The 16,317-nt window shown below is 36.8% G+C and carries 16 protein-coding genes and 1 other annotated feature; all 16 genes read left to right on the top strand.

Features of this window, described 5'->3' with window-relative positions:
• Positions 1-26: 26 nt before the first annotated feature.
• The 16 genes from yqfC to cccA all read left to right on the top strand — a co-directional run bounded on the left by yqfC (position 27) and on the right by cccA (position 16,263).
• On the top strand, positions 27-329 hold the full coding sequence (gene yqfC / locus M028_RS0101930; RefSeq protein ID WP_026572411.1) for a sporulation protein YqfC: 303 nt from the start codon (positions 27-29) through the stop codon (positions 327-329).
• Positions 326-1,519 carry a sporulation protein YqfD gene (gene yqfD, locus M028_RS0101935; protein ID WP_026572412.1) on the top strand — a complete coding sequence of 398 codons (1,194 nt, stop codon included), beginning with the start codon at positions 326-328 and terminating at the stop codon, positions 1,517-1,519. The genes yqfC and yqfD overlap by 4 nt, the downstream gene beginning before the upstream one ends.
• Positions 1,516-2,484 (top strand): PhoH family protein, encoded by a 969-nt coding sequence (locus M028_RS0101940; protein ID WP_026572413.1) that lies wholly within the window; start codon positions 1,516-1,518, stop codon positions 2,482-2,484. The genes yqfD and M028_RS0101940 overlap by 4 nt, the downstream gene beginning before the upstream one ends.
• A 263-nt stretch (positions 2,485-2,747) precedes the next feature.
• The gene (locus M028_RS0101945) at positions 2,748-4,910 is read left to right on the top strand and encodes an HD family phosphohydrolase (RefSeq protein WP_026572414.1); all 2,163 of its coding nucleotides are present in this window, start codon (positions 2,748-2,750) and stop codon (positions 4,908-4,910) included.
• The gene (gene ybeY / locus M028_RS0101950; RefSeq protein WP_026572415.1) at positions 4,907-5,377 is read left to right on the top strand and encodes an rRNA maturation RNase YbeY; all 471 of its coding nucleotides are present in this window, start codon (positions 4,907-4,909) and stop codon (positions 5,375-5,377) included. The genes M028_RS0101945 and ybeY overlap by 4 nt, the downstream gene beginning before the upstream one ends.
• Positions 5,355-5,744 (top strand): diacylglycerol kinase family protein, encoded by a 390-nt coding sequence (locus tag M028_RS0101955; RefSeq protein ID WP_026572416.1) that lies wholly within the window; start codon positions 5,355-5,357, stop codon positions 5,742-5,744. Before ybeY ends, M028_RS0101955 begins: the two co-directional genes overlap by 23 nt.
• 176 nt (positions 5,745-5,920) lie before the next feature.
• Complete coding sequence (locus M028_RS0101960; protein WP_026572417.1) at positions 5,921-6,322, top strand: cytidine deaminase; 402 nt, start codon at positions 5,921-5,923, stop codon at positions 6,320-6,322.
• On the top strand, positions 6,312-7,235 hold the full coding sequence (gene era / locus M028_RS0101965; RefSeq protein WP_026572418.1) for a GTPase Era: 924 nt from the start codon (positions 6,312-6,314) through the stop codon (positions 7,233-7,235). Before M028_RS0101960 ends, era begins: the two co-directional genes overlap by 11 nt.
• 158 nt (positions 7,236-7,393) lie before the next feature.
• Positions 7,394-7,537, top strand: coding sequence for a YqzL family protein (locus M028_RS31810; RefSeq protein WP_081810619.1), 144 nt, complete (start codon positions 7,394-7,396; stop codon positions 7,535-7,537).
• Between the two features lie 33 nt (positions 7,538-7,570).
• On the top strand, positions 7,571-8,323 hold the full coding sequence (recO, locus tag M028_RS0101975) for a DNA repair protein RecO (RefSeq protein ID WP_026572419.1): 753 nt from the start codon (positions 7,571-7,573) through the stop codon (positions 8,321-8,323).
• Between the two features lie 58 nt (positions 8,324-8,381).
• Positions 8,382-8,569 (top strand) — a binding site (T-box leader).
• A 252-nt stretch (positions 8,570-8,821) separates the two neighbouring features.
• Positions 8,822-10,204: a glycine--tRNA ligase gene (locus M028_RS0101980; protein WP_026572420.1), complete on the top strand. Its 1,383-nt coding sequence runs from the start codon at positions 8,822-8,824 to the stop codon at positions 10,202-10,204.
• A gap of 125 nt (positions 10,205-10,329) precedes the next feature.
• Positions 10,330-10,959 (top strand): helix-turn-helix transcriptional regulator, encoded by a 630-nt coding sequence (locus M028_RS0101985; protein ID WP_035423590.1) that lies wholly within the window; start codon positions 10,330-10,332, stop codon positions 10,957-10,959.
• A 34-nt stretch (positions 10,960-10,993) separates the two neighbouring features.
• Positions 10,994-11,803, top strand: coding sequence for a pyruvate, water dikinase regulatory protein (locus M028_RS0101990; RefSeq protein ID WP_026572422.1), 810 nt, complete (start codon positions 10,994-10,996; stop codon positions 11,801-11,803).
• Positions 11,804-12,391: 588 nt separating this feature from the next.
• Entirely contained in the window at positions 12,392-14,200 is a 1,809-nt protein-coding gene (gene dnaG / locus M028_RS0101995; RefSeq protein ID WP_026572423.1) for a DNA primase, read from the top strand.
• 42 nt (positions 14,201-14,242) lie between these two features.
• Positions 14,243-15,370, top strand: coding sequence for an RNA polymerase sigma factor RpoD (gene rpoD, locus M028_RS0102000; protein ID WP_026572424.1), 1,128 nt, complete (start codon positions 14,243-14,245; stop codon positions 15,368-15,370).
• A gap of 524 nt (positions 15,371-15,894) precedes the next feature.
• Positions 15,895-16,263: a cytochrome c550 gene (gene cccA, locus M028_RS0102010; RefSeq protein ID WP_026572426.1), complete on the top strand. Its 369-nt coding sequence runs from the start codon at positions 15,895-15,897 to the stop codon at positions 16,261-16,263.
• Positions 16,264-16,317: the final 54 nt, after the last annotated feature.

Genomic DNA, 16,317 nt, shown 5'->3' on the forward strand with positions numbered 1-16,317 from the left:
ATGAGATGAAAGGGGGTTCTTTTTTTATGGCAAAAAAATGGGGGCAACTTGTCCGGAATTGGATGACAAAGAATATGGATCTTCCTCAAGATGTCATGATGGATTTACCCCGTATCACGATGATTGGTCAGATTCATATCTATATCGAGAACCATAAAGGTTTATTGACCTTTACTGATAAAGAACTCCGCCTGCTCTTAAAACAAGGGCAGCTTTTGATAAAAGGTAAGTCCTTCGTGATTAAAACCATTTTACCTGAAGAGATTTTATTGGAAGGAAGAATTGATCAGGTCATCTATATAACTGAAAATCCGGGAGGAACAAAATGAAAAACCAATGGATTGAATTTTTATTTGGCAGAGTTACAGTAAAGGTTACGGGGAGAGGAATTGAAAGATTCTTAAATGTACTAAGCAGAAATGGCCTGCTCGTTTGGAATGTTAAAAGGCATGGAACTGAAACGATTACGTTTAAAATGAGGCTGCAGGATGCACTAAAAATAAGAAGGTTTGCCCGAAAAAGTGAATGTTCCATCAGTTTCTTACAGCGGAGCGGTGTTCCGTTTATATTTAAAAGATTATTAAAAAACAGCGGCTTTTTGGCAGGAGCTGCTTTGTTTTTACTTATCATTTTAGTGTTATCCAATGTTATATGGGGAATTGAAATTAAAGGAGCTAAGCCTGCAACAGAGCACAAAATTCGTAAAGAATTGGACAAGATGGGGGTGAAAATTGGCAAACTACAGTTCTTTGTTGATAACGTGGAAGGTATTCAAAGAAGGCTGACTAACAATATCAACGACCTTACATGGGTCGGTGTGGAGTTGAACGGGACAACCTATCACTTTCAAGTGGTTGAAAAAAATGAGCCAAAGAAGCCTAAAACATTTGCCCCTAGGAATTTAGTCGCTAAGAAGAAAGCTATCATTGCTAAAATGTATGTAGAAGATGGACAACAAGTCGTTAATATCAATGATCATGTTGAGCGGGGTCAATTACTGGTTTCAGGTGAAATCGGGATGGAAGGCAAAACAAAAGCAATTGCTGCAAAAGGAGAGGTATGGGGAGAGACGTGGTATAAAAGTCACGTAGAACTCCCCTTTGAAACCAATTTTACTGTTTTCAACGGTAAGGAAAAGGAGAAACATTTTGTAAAGGTAGGAAATTTTGAAATTCCTGTATGGGGGTTTGGAAAGCCGGAATTTAAGGAATATGAAACAGAAACGAATGATCACAAAATTCACTTTTTAAAATGGGAATTGCCTGTTTCCTTTGTTAACAAAACTCTCCGTGAACGTGAAGAAATTAAAAGAAGTTATACTGTAAAACAAGCTGAACAAATTGCACTTGAAATGGCTAAAAAAGAAATAAAAAGTCATTTAGATGAAGATGCTATTATAAAGGACGAAAAAATTTTACACAAGTCAATTAAGAATGGTAAAGTTATACTAGATATCCATTTTAAGATAATCGAAAATATAGCAATCGGACAACCAATAACCAAGGAGATACATGAATGACAGTAAACCTAAAAACAATCAATATGCAGCTGGAAAATCCAAATGAGGCGATTGCGCTTTTAGGAAATGCAGATGCTAATATTAAAATTATCGAACAAGAATTAAATGTTTCAGTCGTCACTAGAGGGGAATCTGTTAGCTTATCTGGGGATGAAGAAAAGGTTATTCTAGCGGGACAGGTTCTTGACAAATTAGTTGTATTAATTCGTAAAGGAATAAACATTAACCAAAGGGATGTTCTGTATGCCCTTCGCATGGCTGAAAAAGGTACACTAGAGTACTTCGTCAATATTTATGATGAAGAAATTGCCAGGACAGTAAAAGGAAAATCGATTCGGGTTAAAACAATTGGTCAAATGCAGTATGTAACAGCAATTAAGAAGAATGACCTTGTGTTTGGAATTGGTCCGGCAGGTACAGGTAAAACCTACCTAGCAGTCGTCATGGCTGTCAACGCGCTAAAAAATGGTCAAGTAAATAAAATTATTTTAACCCGGCCTGCTGTTGAAGCGGGTGAAAGCTTAGGATTTTTACCCGGTGATTTAAAGGAAAAAGTTGATCCGTATTTAAGGCCGCTGTATGATGCGCTTCATGATGTTTTGGGAGCAGAGCATACCGGAAGGCTGATTGAGCGTGGTACAATTGAAATCGCCCCGCTTGCTTATATGAGGGGACGGACATTAGAAGATGCATTTGTTATTTTAGACGAAGCCCAAAATACAACGAATGCCCAAATGAAAATGTTTATAACCCGTCTTGGATTTGGTTCGAAAATGGTTATTACCGGAGATCAAACACAGGTTGACCTTCCAAAAGGGGTTAAATCGGGTTTAATTGTTGCGGAGGAAATTTTATTAAATGTTAAGGGCATTTCATTTATTTTCTTAGAGCAAAGTGATGTTGTCCGTCATCCATTGGTAGGCAGGATCATTGAAGCATATGAAAAGAAAACAGTAAAACATTAAAAATGGGGATAGACCTTAAAAAATGGGTTTATCCCTTTTTTTTATTTTGTTATAATGATTAATCCATTCTATTTTGCAGATGAAACTTATCGTAAAAACTGTTATCATTTTACATAAAGCTTGAATCAAGAAAAACAGCTAGTTATTGACAAAATTTTATCCGATTAAAATGAAACGTACATACTGATTTGATTTTTATGGTTTTAAAAACCCATAATAATGGTAAAGAAACCTTGCATTTGGGTCTTCTAGGGAGGATAAAGATGGAAAAAATGCAGCAACATTTTATTCGAATACGTAAGCTGTTAGATTATACGTTTTTTCGTGTATTATTTTTTCTTGTTTTAGGATTAGCTTTATATGCTTCGATGTACAGTAATGTAAAACCTGAAAAATTGGACTTAAGTTTGTTTTCTGTTGCTGAAAAAACAATACGATCTCCTGCGACCATTGAGGATAAGAAAAGTACAGAAATTAAGCGGCAAGAAGCGGTGGACCAAGTTCAGGATGTCTATACTCTAAAAAAGGAATATACGCAAAACAGAGTGGATTTAATTACCTCCATTTTTGATACGGCTTCAGAAATTAATGATGAGGAAAGTAAGAGCACAAAAAAAGAGAATGACGTAAAAACCACTCATGACGAAGAGCCTAGTGTTTCTGAAAAGGTGTCAAAGTTAAAGGATAATTTAACTGAAAATGTTACCAAGGATTTACCTGATTCTGTTTTTACTGCACTGGTACAGGCTGATAAAGATGAACTCTCGATCACCAAGGATTTAACCGTTACCGCGATTAATAATGTTATGACCAAAAGAATTTCTACGAATGATGTGGAGAATGCCAAAAAAAGGGTGGAAGAGGAATTAAAGTATTCGACTTTGAATGATAACCTTAAAAGTGCAGCCATAGAGCTCGGCAGATATGCAGTTGTGCAGAATGAATTTTACGATCCAGTGGCAACGGAGGATTTAAGAAAGCAGGCTGCAGAAGGTGTGGAATCTGTGAAAATCCTTCAAGGGCAAATTATCGTGGAGGAAGGGGAATTAATTAATCAGGAAATTTATCGGCAGTTAAAACTTGTCGGTTTATTAGATAATGAAAAATCTTATAAACCATTCCTGGGATTATTTATTCTGATTACCATTATTCTCTTAGCTGTTAACTATTATTTTTATCAAACAAAAACCCAGCAGGAAAAACGTCAGACAAATCTGCTTTTGTTTGGGATTATTTTTGTCCTGTCCATCTTTATTTTAAAGGTCATTAGCATGCTGCAAATCTTTAATTATTCAGGGATTGGCTATTTATTCCCGGCAGCAATGGGCGGGATGCTGATTAAGATTTTAATTGATGAAAAGCTTGCGATTCTAACATCGATTATTTTGGCGGTTTGCGGCAGTATTGTCTTCAATGAAGGTGTAACTGGAACCTTAAATTTTTCAGAAGGAATTTATATTCTTTTTAGTTCACTTGCAGGAATTTTGTTCTTAAGTTCTCATAACCAGAGGTCAAAAATATTACAGGCCGGTTCGATTACAGCAGGTGTCAATCTTATCACGATTTGGGCGTTAATGTTTCTTCCAAATGGCCAATTTTCCGGTCTGGAATATGGGTATTACTTTTTAACTGCACTCGTTTCAGGCATTGCCTCTGCTGTTTTAACCATTGGTTTGCTCCCTTTATTTGAAGCTAGTTTTGGGATTCTTACAACCATGAAGCTGATAGAATTATCAAATCCGAATCATCCGCTTTTAAGAAAAATATTAATGGAAGCACCGGGTACTTATCATCATAGTGTCATGGTAGCGAACCTTTCAGAATCAGCCTGTGAAGCGATTGGGGCAAATGGTTTGTTAGCACGGGTCGGTAGTTATTATCATGATATTGGGAAAACACGGAGGCCAAACTTTTTTATTGAAAATCAAATGCATCTTGAAAACCCGCATGACAAACTGCCGCCGGAAAAAAGTGCGAATATCATTATTGCCCATGTGACGGATGGGGCCAATGAATTAAAGAAATATCATATGCCAAAAGAAATTATCGATATTGCAGAACAACATCATGGAACCTCATTACTAAAGTTCTTTTACCATAAGGCACTGCAAAATGAAGAGGAACCTAAGGAAGAGGATTTTCGTTATCCTGGTCCAAAAGCACAAACAAAAGAATCGGCTATCGTTGGAATTGCCGATAGTGTCGAGGCCGCTGTCCGCTCTCTTACACAGCCTACTCCACTATTAATCGAATCCCTTGTTAAAAAGATTGTCGCGGATCGTCTCCAGGATGGGCAGTTAAATGAATGTGATTTAACTTTAAAAGAACTTGAAGCGGTAACCCATACTTTATGTGAAACATTGAAGGGGATTTTTCACTCGAGAATTGAGTATCCAGAAATGACTAAGAAGGTGAAGCAAGCATGAATTTAGTGATTGATTTTTTAGATGAAACGAATGAATTGTCTGATGAACAAATCAAAGAGATTGAAAATCTGTTAAACTTTGCTGCTGATAAACAGAAGATCGAAGATGGAAGCGAAGTTTCTGTAACATTTGTTTTGAATGACAGGATACAAGAAATAAATCGTGAATATCGCCATAAAGATTCCCCAACAGATGTCATATCCTTTGCAATGGAGGAGCCTGGGGAAGGGGAAATTGAATTAGCAGGCATGGAAATGCCACGCGTTTTGGGTGATATTATCATCTCGATTCCAAAAGCAAGGGAACAAGCTGAGGAATATGGGCATACCTTTTTACGGGAGCTTGGTTTCCTCTCCGTTCATGGATTTTTGCATTTATTAGGCTATGATCATATGACGGAGGAAGATGAAAAGGAAATGTTTACGCTGCAAAAGGGAATTTTAGATGAATATGGACTCACGAGGTAAGGGTAAAACAATTCCATTACTACGTTCCTTTGCTTTTGCAATAGAAGGGATTAGGACAGCTATAATAGCTGAAAGAAATATGCGGATTCATCTCCTTTTTTCTTTCCTTGTAATCGGAGGATCATTTTTCTTTTCGATAACGAGAATGGAATGGCTGTTTATCATTTTAGCAATTAGCGGCATGTTTGCCTTAGAGCTAATCAATTCAGCAATTGAGCGTGCTGTTGACCTTGTGACGGAGGAATATCACCCGCTTGCCAAACAAGCTAAGGACCTTGCTGCGGGTGCTGTCTTCCTTTATGCCATTTTTTCGGTTATCATTGGAATCATTGTATTTTTTCCATATATCCGAGAGTTATTTTCGTAAACTTTTTCAACTGTTCTTAAAAAAATAGTGGGAATTGTACAGATGTTTACAGATAATTGACTTTTGGGAAAATTCTAAATTTTTTTATTACGTTTTTGCTACAAGTAATGATTTTAATTGGAAAATGAGGTAAAATAAAGTAAGCAGAAATTTCCTGCTTGAAAGGAAGAAGATTTGTGAACATTCAGCAACTAATTGAAGAAGCAAAAAAAGCAAGAGAAAAAGCCTATGTTCCTTATTCAAAATTTGGTGTTGGTGCTGCACTGCTGACAACTGATGGAAAAGTTTATCATGGCTGTAATATCGAAAACGCTGCATATAGCATGTGTAATTGCGCTGAGCGAACGGCCCTTTTTAGTGCCTATGCGTTAGGAGATCGGGATTTTCAATTGTTGGCAGTTGTCGCAGATACTGACCGTCCATGCTCTCCTTGTGGTGCATGCCGCCAAGTTATTTCTGAGCTATGCCCTAGGGACATGAAAGTCGTATTAACGAATCTAAAAGGTGATACTTTAGAAATTACAGTGGAAGACTTACTTCCTGGTGCTTTTTCACAGGAGGATCTGCATGCTGAATAATTGGAACGAAAACAAAGGCTATAAATCAGGGTTTATTTCCATCATAGGAAGGCCAAATGTAGGAAAATCAACATTTCTAAATCGAGTTATTGGTCAAAAAATTGCCATTATGAGTGACAAACCGCAGACGACTCGAAATAAAATTCAAGGTGTGCTCACACTTGATGATACCCAGATGGTTTTTATCGATACACCTGGTATTCATAAACCAAAACACAAATTAGGCGACTTTATGATGAAGGTTGCTCAAAATACACTAAAAGAAGTGGATTTAGTTTTATTTATGGTAAATGCAGAAGAAGGATTTGGCCGTGGCGAGGAATTTATTCTTGAAAAATTCCAAACTGTCAACACACCGATTTTTCTTGTGATTAATAAAATTGATCAAATTCACCCTGATAATTTATTGCCGATTATTGAGTCTTATAAAGAAAAATATCCGTTTAAAGAGATTGTTCCAATTTCAGCCCTTGAAGGAAACAATGTCGAACGTCTTTTGGAACAAATAAAGACATATTTGCCGGAAGGACCGCAATATTATCCAGCGGATCAAGTAACTGACCATCCGGAAAGGTTTATTATTACAGAGTTGATAAGAGAGAAAGCGCTTCATTTAACAAGAGAAGAAATCCCTCATTCCATCGCAGTCGTTCTTGATAAAATTGAACGTCCAGCGGGGAAAGATATTATTAATGTAATGGCAACCGTTATAGTTGAAAGAGACTCGCAAAAAGGGATTATTATTGGAAAACAAGGCAGTATGCTCAAGGAAATTGGTAAACGTGCCCGGGTGGATATTGAAAATCTCCTTGGGTCAAAGGTATTTTTAGAATTATGGGTAAAAGTCCAAAAAGATTGGCGGAATAAAATGTCCCAGCTTCGCGATTTTGGCTTTAATGAAGATGAATATTGAACGAATCACCCTAACTAAAATATTATCCTTTCAATCAAATTATGCATGGACAACATTAACAAATTTTTCGTCTTATGATTTTGGCAAAGGCAGGCTATGATAAGTGTAAGGTTTGGGATATTTAAGGCTAGTCTAAATAATGAAAGGTGGGGTTTTCGATGATGGATTTTACGTGGAAAGTATTTACCCAAACAGGTAATATTGACACATATCTTCTCTTTAAAGAGCTTGAGAAGGAAAACCAAGAAATACCCGGAAATCAGAATGAAGATCTAGCGGAACTTGATTTTCCCATTTCATAAGCACGTCTTTCGCATCCATTGGATGGTGATATCATGCTTCAGAAATGTGAAGGAATCATCATTAGAACGACTGATTACAGTGAAACAAATAAAATTGTAACCATATATACCAGGGAATGGGGGAAGGTTGGCGTTATGGCTAGAGGAGCAAAAAAACCTAACAGCCGGCTATCCTCTATTACCCAGCTTTTTACACATGGATATTTTCTTATCCAAAAGGGTACTGGCCTTGGGAGTTTACAGCAGGGCGAGTTGGTTACTTCATTGCGTTCAATTGGTGAAGATATATTTTTAACGGCATATGCGAGTTATATTGTTGAATTAACGGATAAATGTACAGAGGACCGAAAGCCAAATCCTTATCATTTTGAATTGTTATTTCAAACATTAAATTATTTAAATGAAGGTTACGACCCTGATGTTTTAATGAATATTTATGAGATGAAAATGTTAAATGGACTAGGATTGTATCCAACATTAAATCAATGTTCCGTTTGTGGCAGTACAGACGGGCATTTTTCTTTTTCCATTCGAGAAGGCGGGTTAATCTGCCATCGTTGCTTGGAAAAGGATCCCTATCAATTGAAAATTTCACAGGCTACAGTAAAATTACTGCGCTTATTTTATTATTTCGACTTATCAAGGTTAGGCAATATTTCAGTAAAACCAGAAACAAAAGCGGAGTTAAAAAAGGTCATTTCAACATATTATGATGAATATTCCGGACTTCATTTAAAAACAAAAAAGTTTTTAAATTCTATGGATCAATTTCGAAATCTTTTATGAATGTTGAATGGTGTGTTGACTTTTTACTGTGTTTTAGGTAATATTTTCTTTAAAATAAATAGTTGCCATGATGGAAAAGAGTACTTAGAAACTTCTATAAAAGCGAACCTAGGATGGTGGAAGCTAGGGTATAGAACTCCAAGGAAGGGCGTTCCTGAGCAATCATGTGTTGAAATGCACATTTAAAGAGGCTGACTTTACTTTCAGCAAATAGGGTGGAACCGCGGGTTAACTCTCGTCCCTATGCTTATTCAAGAGCATAGAGACGGGAGTTTTTTATTTTATTGGCTTTGTTAAAGAACAATGATGATTTTTAAACAAAGTTGATTGGAGCGGAAGGTGCGAGACTCCAGCGGGAGCAGCGGGACAGGTGAGACCCCACAGGCGCTTTTAGCGCCGAGGAGGCTCACCGCCCGCCCCGCGGAAAGCGAGCATCCTGGAGTGTAAATCAACAACCAGTATAACACAGCCATTTTATTAAAAAAGGAGACGAAAAAAATGAGTGTAACAATGGAGCAAATTGTATCCCACGCTAAACATAGAGGCTTTATTTTTCCGGGATCTGAAATTTACGGAGGACTTGCAAATACATGGGATTACGGCCCATTAGGTGTTGAATTTAAAAACAATATTAAACAAGCTTGGTGGAAAAAGTTTGTACAGGAATCCCCCTATAACGTAGGTTTAGATGCAAGTATCTTAATGAATCCTAGAACATGGGAAGCTTCCGGCCATATCGGTAATTTTAATGACCCAATGATTGACTGTAAGAACTGTAAAGCTAGACACCGCGCCGATAAATTAATTGAAAATGCTCTTGAAGAAAAGGGTATTGAGATGATTGTAGACGGTCTATCTTTTGATAAAATGGAAGAGCTCATTAAAGAGCACAACATTGCCTGTCCTGACTGTGGAAGCCACGATTTCACCGGGATCCGTCAATTTAATTTAATGTTTAAAACTTTCCAAGGGGTAACCGAAACAAGTACGAATGAAATTTTCCTTCGTCCTGAAACAGCCCAAGGAATTTTTGTTAACTTTAAAAATGTGCAAAGAACGATGAGGAAGAAACTTCCATTTGGTATTGCGCAAATTGGCAAGAGCTTCCGTAATGAAATTACACCGGGTAATTTCACTTTCCGTACAAGGGAATTTGAACAAATGGAATTAGAGTTCTTCTGTAAACCGGGAGAAGAGTTGGAGTGGTTTAATTATTGGAAGGAATTTGCTGAAAAATGGCTGCATTCATTAGGTTTAAATAAGGAAAACTTGCGTCTCCGCGATCATTCGGAAGATGAACTTTCACATTATAGTAATGCAACCACTGATTTTGAATATAAATTCCCGTTCGGCTGGGGAGAACTATGGGGCGTAGCTTCAAGAACTGATTATGATTTAAAACAACATATGCAATTTTCCGGTGAAGACTTTAATTATATTGATCCGGAAACAAATGAAAGATATATTCCGTTTTGTATTGAGCCTTCATTGGGAGCAGATCGTGTAACTCTTGCATTTCTTATTGATGCTTACGATGAGGAACAGCTTGAAGATGGAACATCACGTACTGTGATGCATTTCCATCCGGCTTTAGCTCCAATCAAGGCTGCAGTTCTTCCGTTATCGAAAAAACTTTCTGAGGAAGCAAAAGAAGTGTTTGGCACATTATCTAAATATTTTACTGTGGATTATGACGAAGCAGGATCAATTGGTAAAAGGTATCGCCGCCATGATGAAATTGGAACGCCTTACTGTATTACCTATGACTTTGACTCAAAAGAGGATCAGATGGTTACAGTAAGAGATCGGGATACTATGGAACAAACACGTATTCCCATTGCTGAACTTGTAAGCTTTTTACAAGAAAAGATGGTGTTTTAAGAAATTTAAAAAGGTGCGGGATTCCGCACCTTTTTGAAATGTTATCTTTTTAACTTAAGATAAAAATCGTATATAATATTGCTAACGAAGATTAATTGTCGCTATATTCATGAGCGAGTAAGGCGGTGAGGAAAATCGAACTGACAAAAAGGCAAGAGCACATTTTACAAATTGTTCAGGATAATGGTCCGATAACGGGAGAACATATTGCTGAACAATTAAATCTGACAAGAGCCACGCTTAGACCGGACTTAGCTATTCTTACGATGGCCGGATATTTAGACGCACGGCCTCGTGTTGGGTATTTTTATACAGGCAAATCTGGAACCCAGCTTTTAACGGAAAACTTGAAAAATTTTTTAGTAAAGGATTATCAGTCTATTCCCGTTGTAGTGAATGAGAATGTTTCAGTATATGATGCGATTTGTACAATGTTCCTAGAGGATGTGGGTACATTATTTGTAGTGGACCAAAACACCCTTTTGGTAGGGGTTTTGTCCCGGAAGGATTTATTGCGGGCGAGTATAGGGAAGCAAGAGCTGACATCCATACCTGTCAACATCATCATGACAAGAATGCCCAATATTACAATGTGTGAAAAAGAAGACCTATTAATTGATATTGCCCAAAAATTAATTGATAAACAAATTGACGCTTTACCGGTAGTAAGAAAGACTGACAAAGGTTTCGAAGTAATTGGCAGAGTTACGAAAACAAATATTGCAAAAGCTTTTGTTGCTCTTGGGAATGAATAAGGTAAAGAATTTGCAGAGGAGCTGTTTAAGGGGAATGAATATACCGATTATTTATGTTGTATCTGATTCAGTGGGGGAAACCGCTGAATTGGTAACCAAAGCAGCAATTAGCCAATTTAATGGATCCGGGATGGTTTTAAAAAGATATCCCTATGTTGAAGATAAGGAACATATTGATGAAGTGATTTCGCTGGTATTAATGGATCAAGCGATGATTGCCTTCACGTTGGTAAAACCTGAAATGCGTACATATATGATGGAAAAGGCAAATGAATCGGGAATCCATACGGTTGATTTAATGGGTCCATTGATGGATCAAATTCAGATTTTTAGCGGGAAAACACCTTTATGTGAACCAGGGTTAGTAAGAAAATTAGATGAAGATTATTTTAAAAAGGTTGAGGCTATTGAATTTGCTGTAAAGTATGATGATGGAAGGGACCCGCGCGGAATTCTTAAGGCAGATATCGTGTTAATTGGGGTATCAAGAACTTCAAAAACGCCTTTATCGCAGTATCTTGCGCATAAACGGTTAAAGGTTGCCAATGTTCCTTTAGTACCGGAAGTAGACCCTCCTGAAGAATTATATAAGGTTCCCGCCGAGAAATGCTTTGGACTAAAAATCAGCCCTGAAAAATTGAATAATATCAGAAGAGAACGCTTGATTGCCTTAGGGTTAAATGATAGCGCCAGCTATGCGAACATTGAGCGGATTAAGGAAGAATTATCTTTCTTTGATCAAGTTGTACAGAAAATCAGCTGTCCGGTAATTGATGTAACCAATAAGGCAGTGGAAGAAACCGCGAATGTCATTTTAAATTATTTTCATAAAAATAGACGGTGACACATAATCTCTCTTGATTATGTGTTTTTTCTGTAAACAATTGGCTTGAAAAAAAGAAAATAAAATGATGGTAAAATCAAAATGAATATACTATAATAAAAAATTGTGATAAAAATGAATCTTTTAGGTTTAGACTTGCATGTGAACGAATAAACTATTTATTGTTAGATGTCAAGGAAACTCGTCTAAAAAAAATTCGACATAAATCCTTTTATAAAAGTTACCGGCTAAAGAAGGAATATGTGGGTTGATGTAGAATTATTACTACTATTAACGGCAGACCGACTTTTTTTGTCGATGCGACTCTTGCCCAGTAAAAGAGGAATTTGTCGAAATTGCTTCTGTTTTTTCTGATAAAGTTTTTTTTGTCGCTTCCTATGATTCATCATAGAATAAAGGTTTCTACATACCAGCTTGAAAATATGTTTGATTCTAGGAAAGAAGCCGCTGATTTGGGAAAGGATCAAAACCTTTTAGTTCACAAGACCGGGCAAAATTTATCATGCATTTAAGAAAAAAATGTCGAAAATTGAAGGAATTTAATTATTCTTTGTAGAATAATTGTTTGAACAAATGGAGTTGTTTTTCATGGCTGACCGAATTGCAGATGAAAAAATAGACCAAATTCGTCAGGCTGTTGATATAGTTGAAGTAATCAGTGATTATGTTCAACTTAAAAAACAGGGTAGAAATTATTTTGGATTATGCCCATTCCATGGAGAAAATACCCCATCATTTTCCGTTTCATCCGATAAACAAATTTTTCATTGCTTTGGATGTGGCGCGGGCGGGAATGCTTTTACCTTTTTAATGGAGCTTGAAGGTATCTCTTTTCAAGAAGCTGCTGTGAAGCTGGCAGAAAAGGCGAATGTTGAGCTTCAATTGAATTTCTCCCAAGATGGAAAAGAGAAACGAATTTCAAAAGATCTTCAATCCATGCAAGATGCTCATGAACTTTTACGTAAATTTTATCATCACTTGCTTGTAAACACAAAAGAGGGTCAGCATGCTTTAGAATATTTGCTTAAAAGAGGCTTTACCAGGGAATCGATTGATAAGTTTCAAATAGGCTATTCTTTAAATTCATGGGATTTTGTTTATAAATTTCTTACAAAAAGAGATTTTCCACCGGAATGGATGGAGAAAGCCGGTTTGATTATCAAGCGTGAAAAGGACGGAACCTATTTCGACAGATTTAGGGATCGTGTCATGTTTCCGATTTTTGATCGAAATGGTAAAACGATTGCTTTTTCAGGGAGATCTCTAGGGGCTGACGAGCCCAAATATTTAAATAGTCCCGAAACAGCAATCTTTAATAAGAGTAAAATTTTATATAATTTTCATTTGGCAAGGCCAAGTATGAAAAAAACTCAGCAGGCTGTTTTATTCGAAGGCTTTGCAGATGTTATTGCTGCAGATCGGGCCGAAGTTGAAAATGGGATTGCTACCATGGGTACGGCGCTGACAGAGGAGCATATATCCTTGTTAAGGCAAAATGTTCAATCTGTTTTGATTTGCTACGATTCCGACAAGGCCGGAATTGAAGCGGCCTATCGTGCAGGGAGATTGCTTGGCGATAAGGGTCTTCAGCTTAAAGTAGCAATGATGCCCGAAAACAAAGACCCAGATGAATATATTAATAAATTTGGCCCTGAAAAGTTCCGCAATGAAGTAATTAGCGCAAGCTTAACCTGGATGTCTTTTAAATTCCTTTATTTTCGAAGAGGAAAAAATCTTCAGCTTGAAGGAGATAGGCTAACCTATATCGAAGAAATAATTAAGGAAATAAGTAAATTACCAATGGCTGTTGAAAGGGATCATTATCTAAGACAGCTTGCGGCTGAATTTTCGTTATCGCTCGATGCTTTAAAGCAACAGCAAAAACAAATCTTTTTTGCAGAAAAAAAGAAATCAAATGCGACCAATGTACCGCTTAATAAAACAATCATTAAGCCGGTGAAAGTGAATGATTTAAAACCTGCACACATCAATGCAGAACGGTACTTAATAGCCCATATGCTTAAAAATAGAGATGTTGCCTACAAGGTACAGGATTTATTGCAGGGGCAAACGTTTAATGTGGATGAACATCAGGCAATAATAACCTATCTGTTTGGATTTTATGAAGAACATCTCCAGCCTGACTCAAGTGCTTTTTTATCCTATATCCAAGATGATAATCTCAGAAGTTTGGTTGCAAACATTGAAATGATGTCCATTAATGATGAATTAAGCAGCCAAGAATTAAATGATTATATCAAACAGGTGTTGAATTATCAAAAAATGTTAAAGATAAAAGAAAAAGAACTTGAAGAAAGAGAAGCTGATCGAAATAAGGATTACAAGAAGGCAGCTGCAATTGCGATGGAAATTATTCAATTACGAAAATCACTTTAGTACTTATTATAGTGTCTTTGATTTCTGGAAGGAGGGGGACATATGGCTGAAAAATCTGCCCGTTCAAAAGAGGTTGAAAATGAATTAACCCTTGAACAAGTAAAAGACCAGATTACCGAGCTGGGAAAAAAAATTGGTGTCCTTGCCTACGATGATATTGCTGAAAAAATGGCTAATTTTGATCTAGAATCTGATCAAATGGATGAATTTTATGAATTCCTGGGTGATCAAGGAATAGAATTAGTCGGAGAAAGTGACGAGGAAGACCCAAATGCTAATCAATTAGCAAAAGAAGATGATGATGAATTTGATTTAAATGATCTTAGCGTGCCTCCTGGAGTTAAGATTAATGACCCTGTCCGTATGTACTTGAAGGAAATTGGCCGAGTTGATTTACTTTCAGCTGAAGAGGAAATTTCATTGGCAAACCGGATTGAACAAGGTGATGAAGAAGCGAAACGACGTCTTGCAGAAGCCAACCTGCGACTTGTTGTTAGTATTGCCAAACGTTATGTAGGCCGTGGAATGCTATTCCTTGATTTAATTCAAGAAGGAAATATGGGTCTTATTAAAGCGGTAGAAAAATTTGACTATCGCAAAGGCTTTAAGTTTAGTACGTATGCCACTTGGTGGATTCGGCAGGCTATTACACGCGCGATCGCAGACCAAGCACGTACAATCCGTATCCCGGTTCACATGGTTGAAACCATTAATAAACTAATTCGAGTCCAGCGACAATTACTACAGGATCTTGGCCGCGAACCAACTCCTGAAGAAATTGGTGAGGATATGGATTTAACTCCTGATAAGGTAAGAGAAATCCTTAAAATTGCGCAGGAACCCGTTTCCCTCGAAACCCCAATTGGTGAGGAAGACGATTCGCATCTTGGCGATTTTATCGAGGATCAGGATGCAACTTCGCCTTCTGAGCATGCAGCATATGAATTGCTTAAAGAGCAGCTAGAGGACGTTTTAGATACATTAACCGACCGCGAAGAAAATGTTCTTCGTTTGCGTTTCGGCTTAGATGATGGACGTACCCGTACTCTGGAAGAGGTAGGTAAGGTTTTCGGTGTAACTAGAGAACGAATCCGCCAAATTGAAGCAAAAGCATTGCGTAAATTGCGACATCCTAGCCGCAGTAAGCGTCTTAAAGACTTTTTAGAATAGAATCCCTCTAAATAGTTTACTTCTTTATTGAAGTAAACTATTTTTATTGACTTAAAAGACTTTTGTTTTTTATTTTACTGAATTGTCTTTCATTTTGCAAATAGACTCCAAAACCTTTTTCCCCTTAAATTAGTTAAATGTTTTTCCAAAAAAGGAATTTTTTGGTTTTTTTGAAAGAAGAGTAGGTTTACGCTTCTATTTCACGTATACCTAGATAATAATATTTGTATAAATTTTTTAATATTGAGAAAAAACCCTTTGCATAATAAAATTAGAAAGCGCCAACAAAAAATTACAAGAGGTGGATTAAAATTACCAGAAAAATTGGTTGTTAATAAGAAAATAGGGAAAAATAGAAAGAGGCTGAGTGGGGATAAAATTTCGGTCTCTTTTATCTTTTTTATAAAGAATATTGGACAAAGTAAGATTAGGACTTTTCCTTCTGTCGATTTTCAAGTAAAATAGTAGTTGTTTGTAAACGTTCTATTATTTAACAGCAGTACTTACATAAGGGAGGTTATAGTATGAAGCGAAATCCGGTTATTCCTTACATTTTGATCTTTGTTTTTGGAATCGGATTAACATTTTTATTATCCTTTAAAGGCCTCGGCGATATGAAAGAGGTTGCGAAGGATAAAAATGGAGGTAAAGGCGCCGAAAAGACAGAAACGGTCGCTTCTAAACCTGAAGACATTTATAAACAAACATGTATTGGCTGCCATGGTGATCAATACCAAGGTGTAGTAGGTCCTTCATTAAAAGGTATCGGCAGTAAGATATCTAAGGATGAGATTATTCACATCATCACAAAAGGTAAAGGCAACATGCCGCCAAACTTAGTTCCACAAGAGCAAGCCGAAGCAATGGCAGAGTGGGTATCCAAGATTAAATAAAAAATGTTTTAAAGAAAGTCCTTTGCATCTGTAAAGGACTTTTTTTATACTATA

The sequence above is a fragment of the Bacillus sp. UNC438CL73TsuS30 genome, assembly GCF_000482325.1.
Taxonomy (GTDB): Bacteria; Bacillota; Bacilli; order Bacillales; family Cytobacillaceae; genus Neobacillus.

Coding starts and splice junctions, on each gene's coding strand:
- M028_RS0101990 (WP_026572422.1), top strand. CDS start 10,994: ATGAATATACCGATTATTTATGTTGTATCTGATTCAGTGGGGGAAACC.
- rpoD (WP_026572424.1), top strand. CDS start 14,243: ATGGCTGAAAAATCTGCCCGTTCAAAAGAGGTTGAAAATGAATTAACC.
- M028_RS0101955 (WP_026572416.1), top strand. CDS start 5,355: ATGAATATGGACTCACGAGGTAAGGGTAAAACAATTCCATTACTACGT.
- M028_RS31810 (WP_081810619.1), top strand. CDS start 7,394: ATGATGGATTTTACGTGGAAAGTATTTACCCAAACAGGTAATATTGAC.
- yqfC (WP_026572411.1), top strand. CDS start 27: ATGGCAAAAAAATGGGGGCAACTTGTCCGGAATTGGATGACAAAGAAT.
- dnaG (WP_026572423.1), top strand. CDS start 12,392: ATGGCTGACCGAATTGCAGATGAAAAAATAGACCAAATTCGTCAGGCT.
- recO (WP_026572419.1), top strand. CDS start 7,571: ATGCTTCAGAAATGTGAAGGAATCATCATTAGAACGACTGATTACAGT.
- yqfD (WP_026572412.1), top strand. CDS start 326: ATGAAAAACCAATGGATTGAATTTTTATTTGGCAGAGTTACAGTAAAG.
- M028_RS0101940 (WP_026572413.1), top strand. CDS start 1,516: ATGACAGTAAACCTAAAAACAATCAATATGCAGCTGGAAAATCCAAAT.
- era (WP_026572418.1), top strand. CDS start 6,312: ATGCTGAATAATTGGAACGAAAACAAAGGCTATAAATCAGGGTTTATT.
- ybeY (WP_026572415.1), top strand. CDS start 4,907: ATGAATTTAGTGATTGATTTTTTAGATGAAACGAATGAATTGTCTGAT.
- M028_RS0101980 (WP_026572420.1), top strand. CDS start 8,822: ATGAGTGTAACAATGGAGCAAATTGTATCCCACGCTAAACATAGAGGC.
- cccA (WP_026572426.1), top strand. CDS start 15,895: ATGAAGCGAAATCCGGTTATTCCTTACATTTTGATCTTTGTTTTTGGA.
- M028_RS0101945 (WP_026572414.1), top strand. CDS start 2,748: ATGGAAAAAATGCAGCAACATTTTATTCGAATACGTAAGCTGTTAGAT.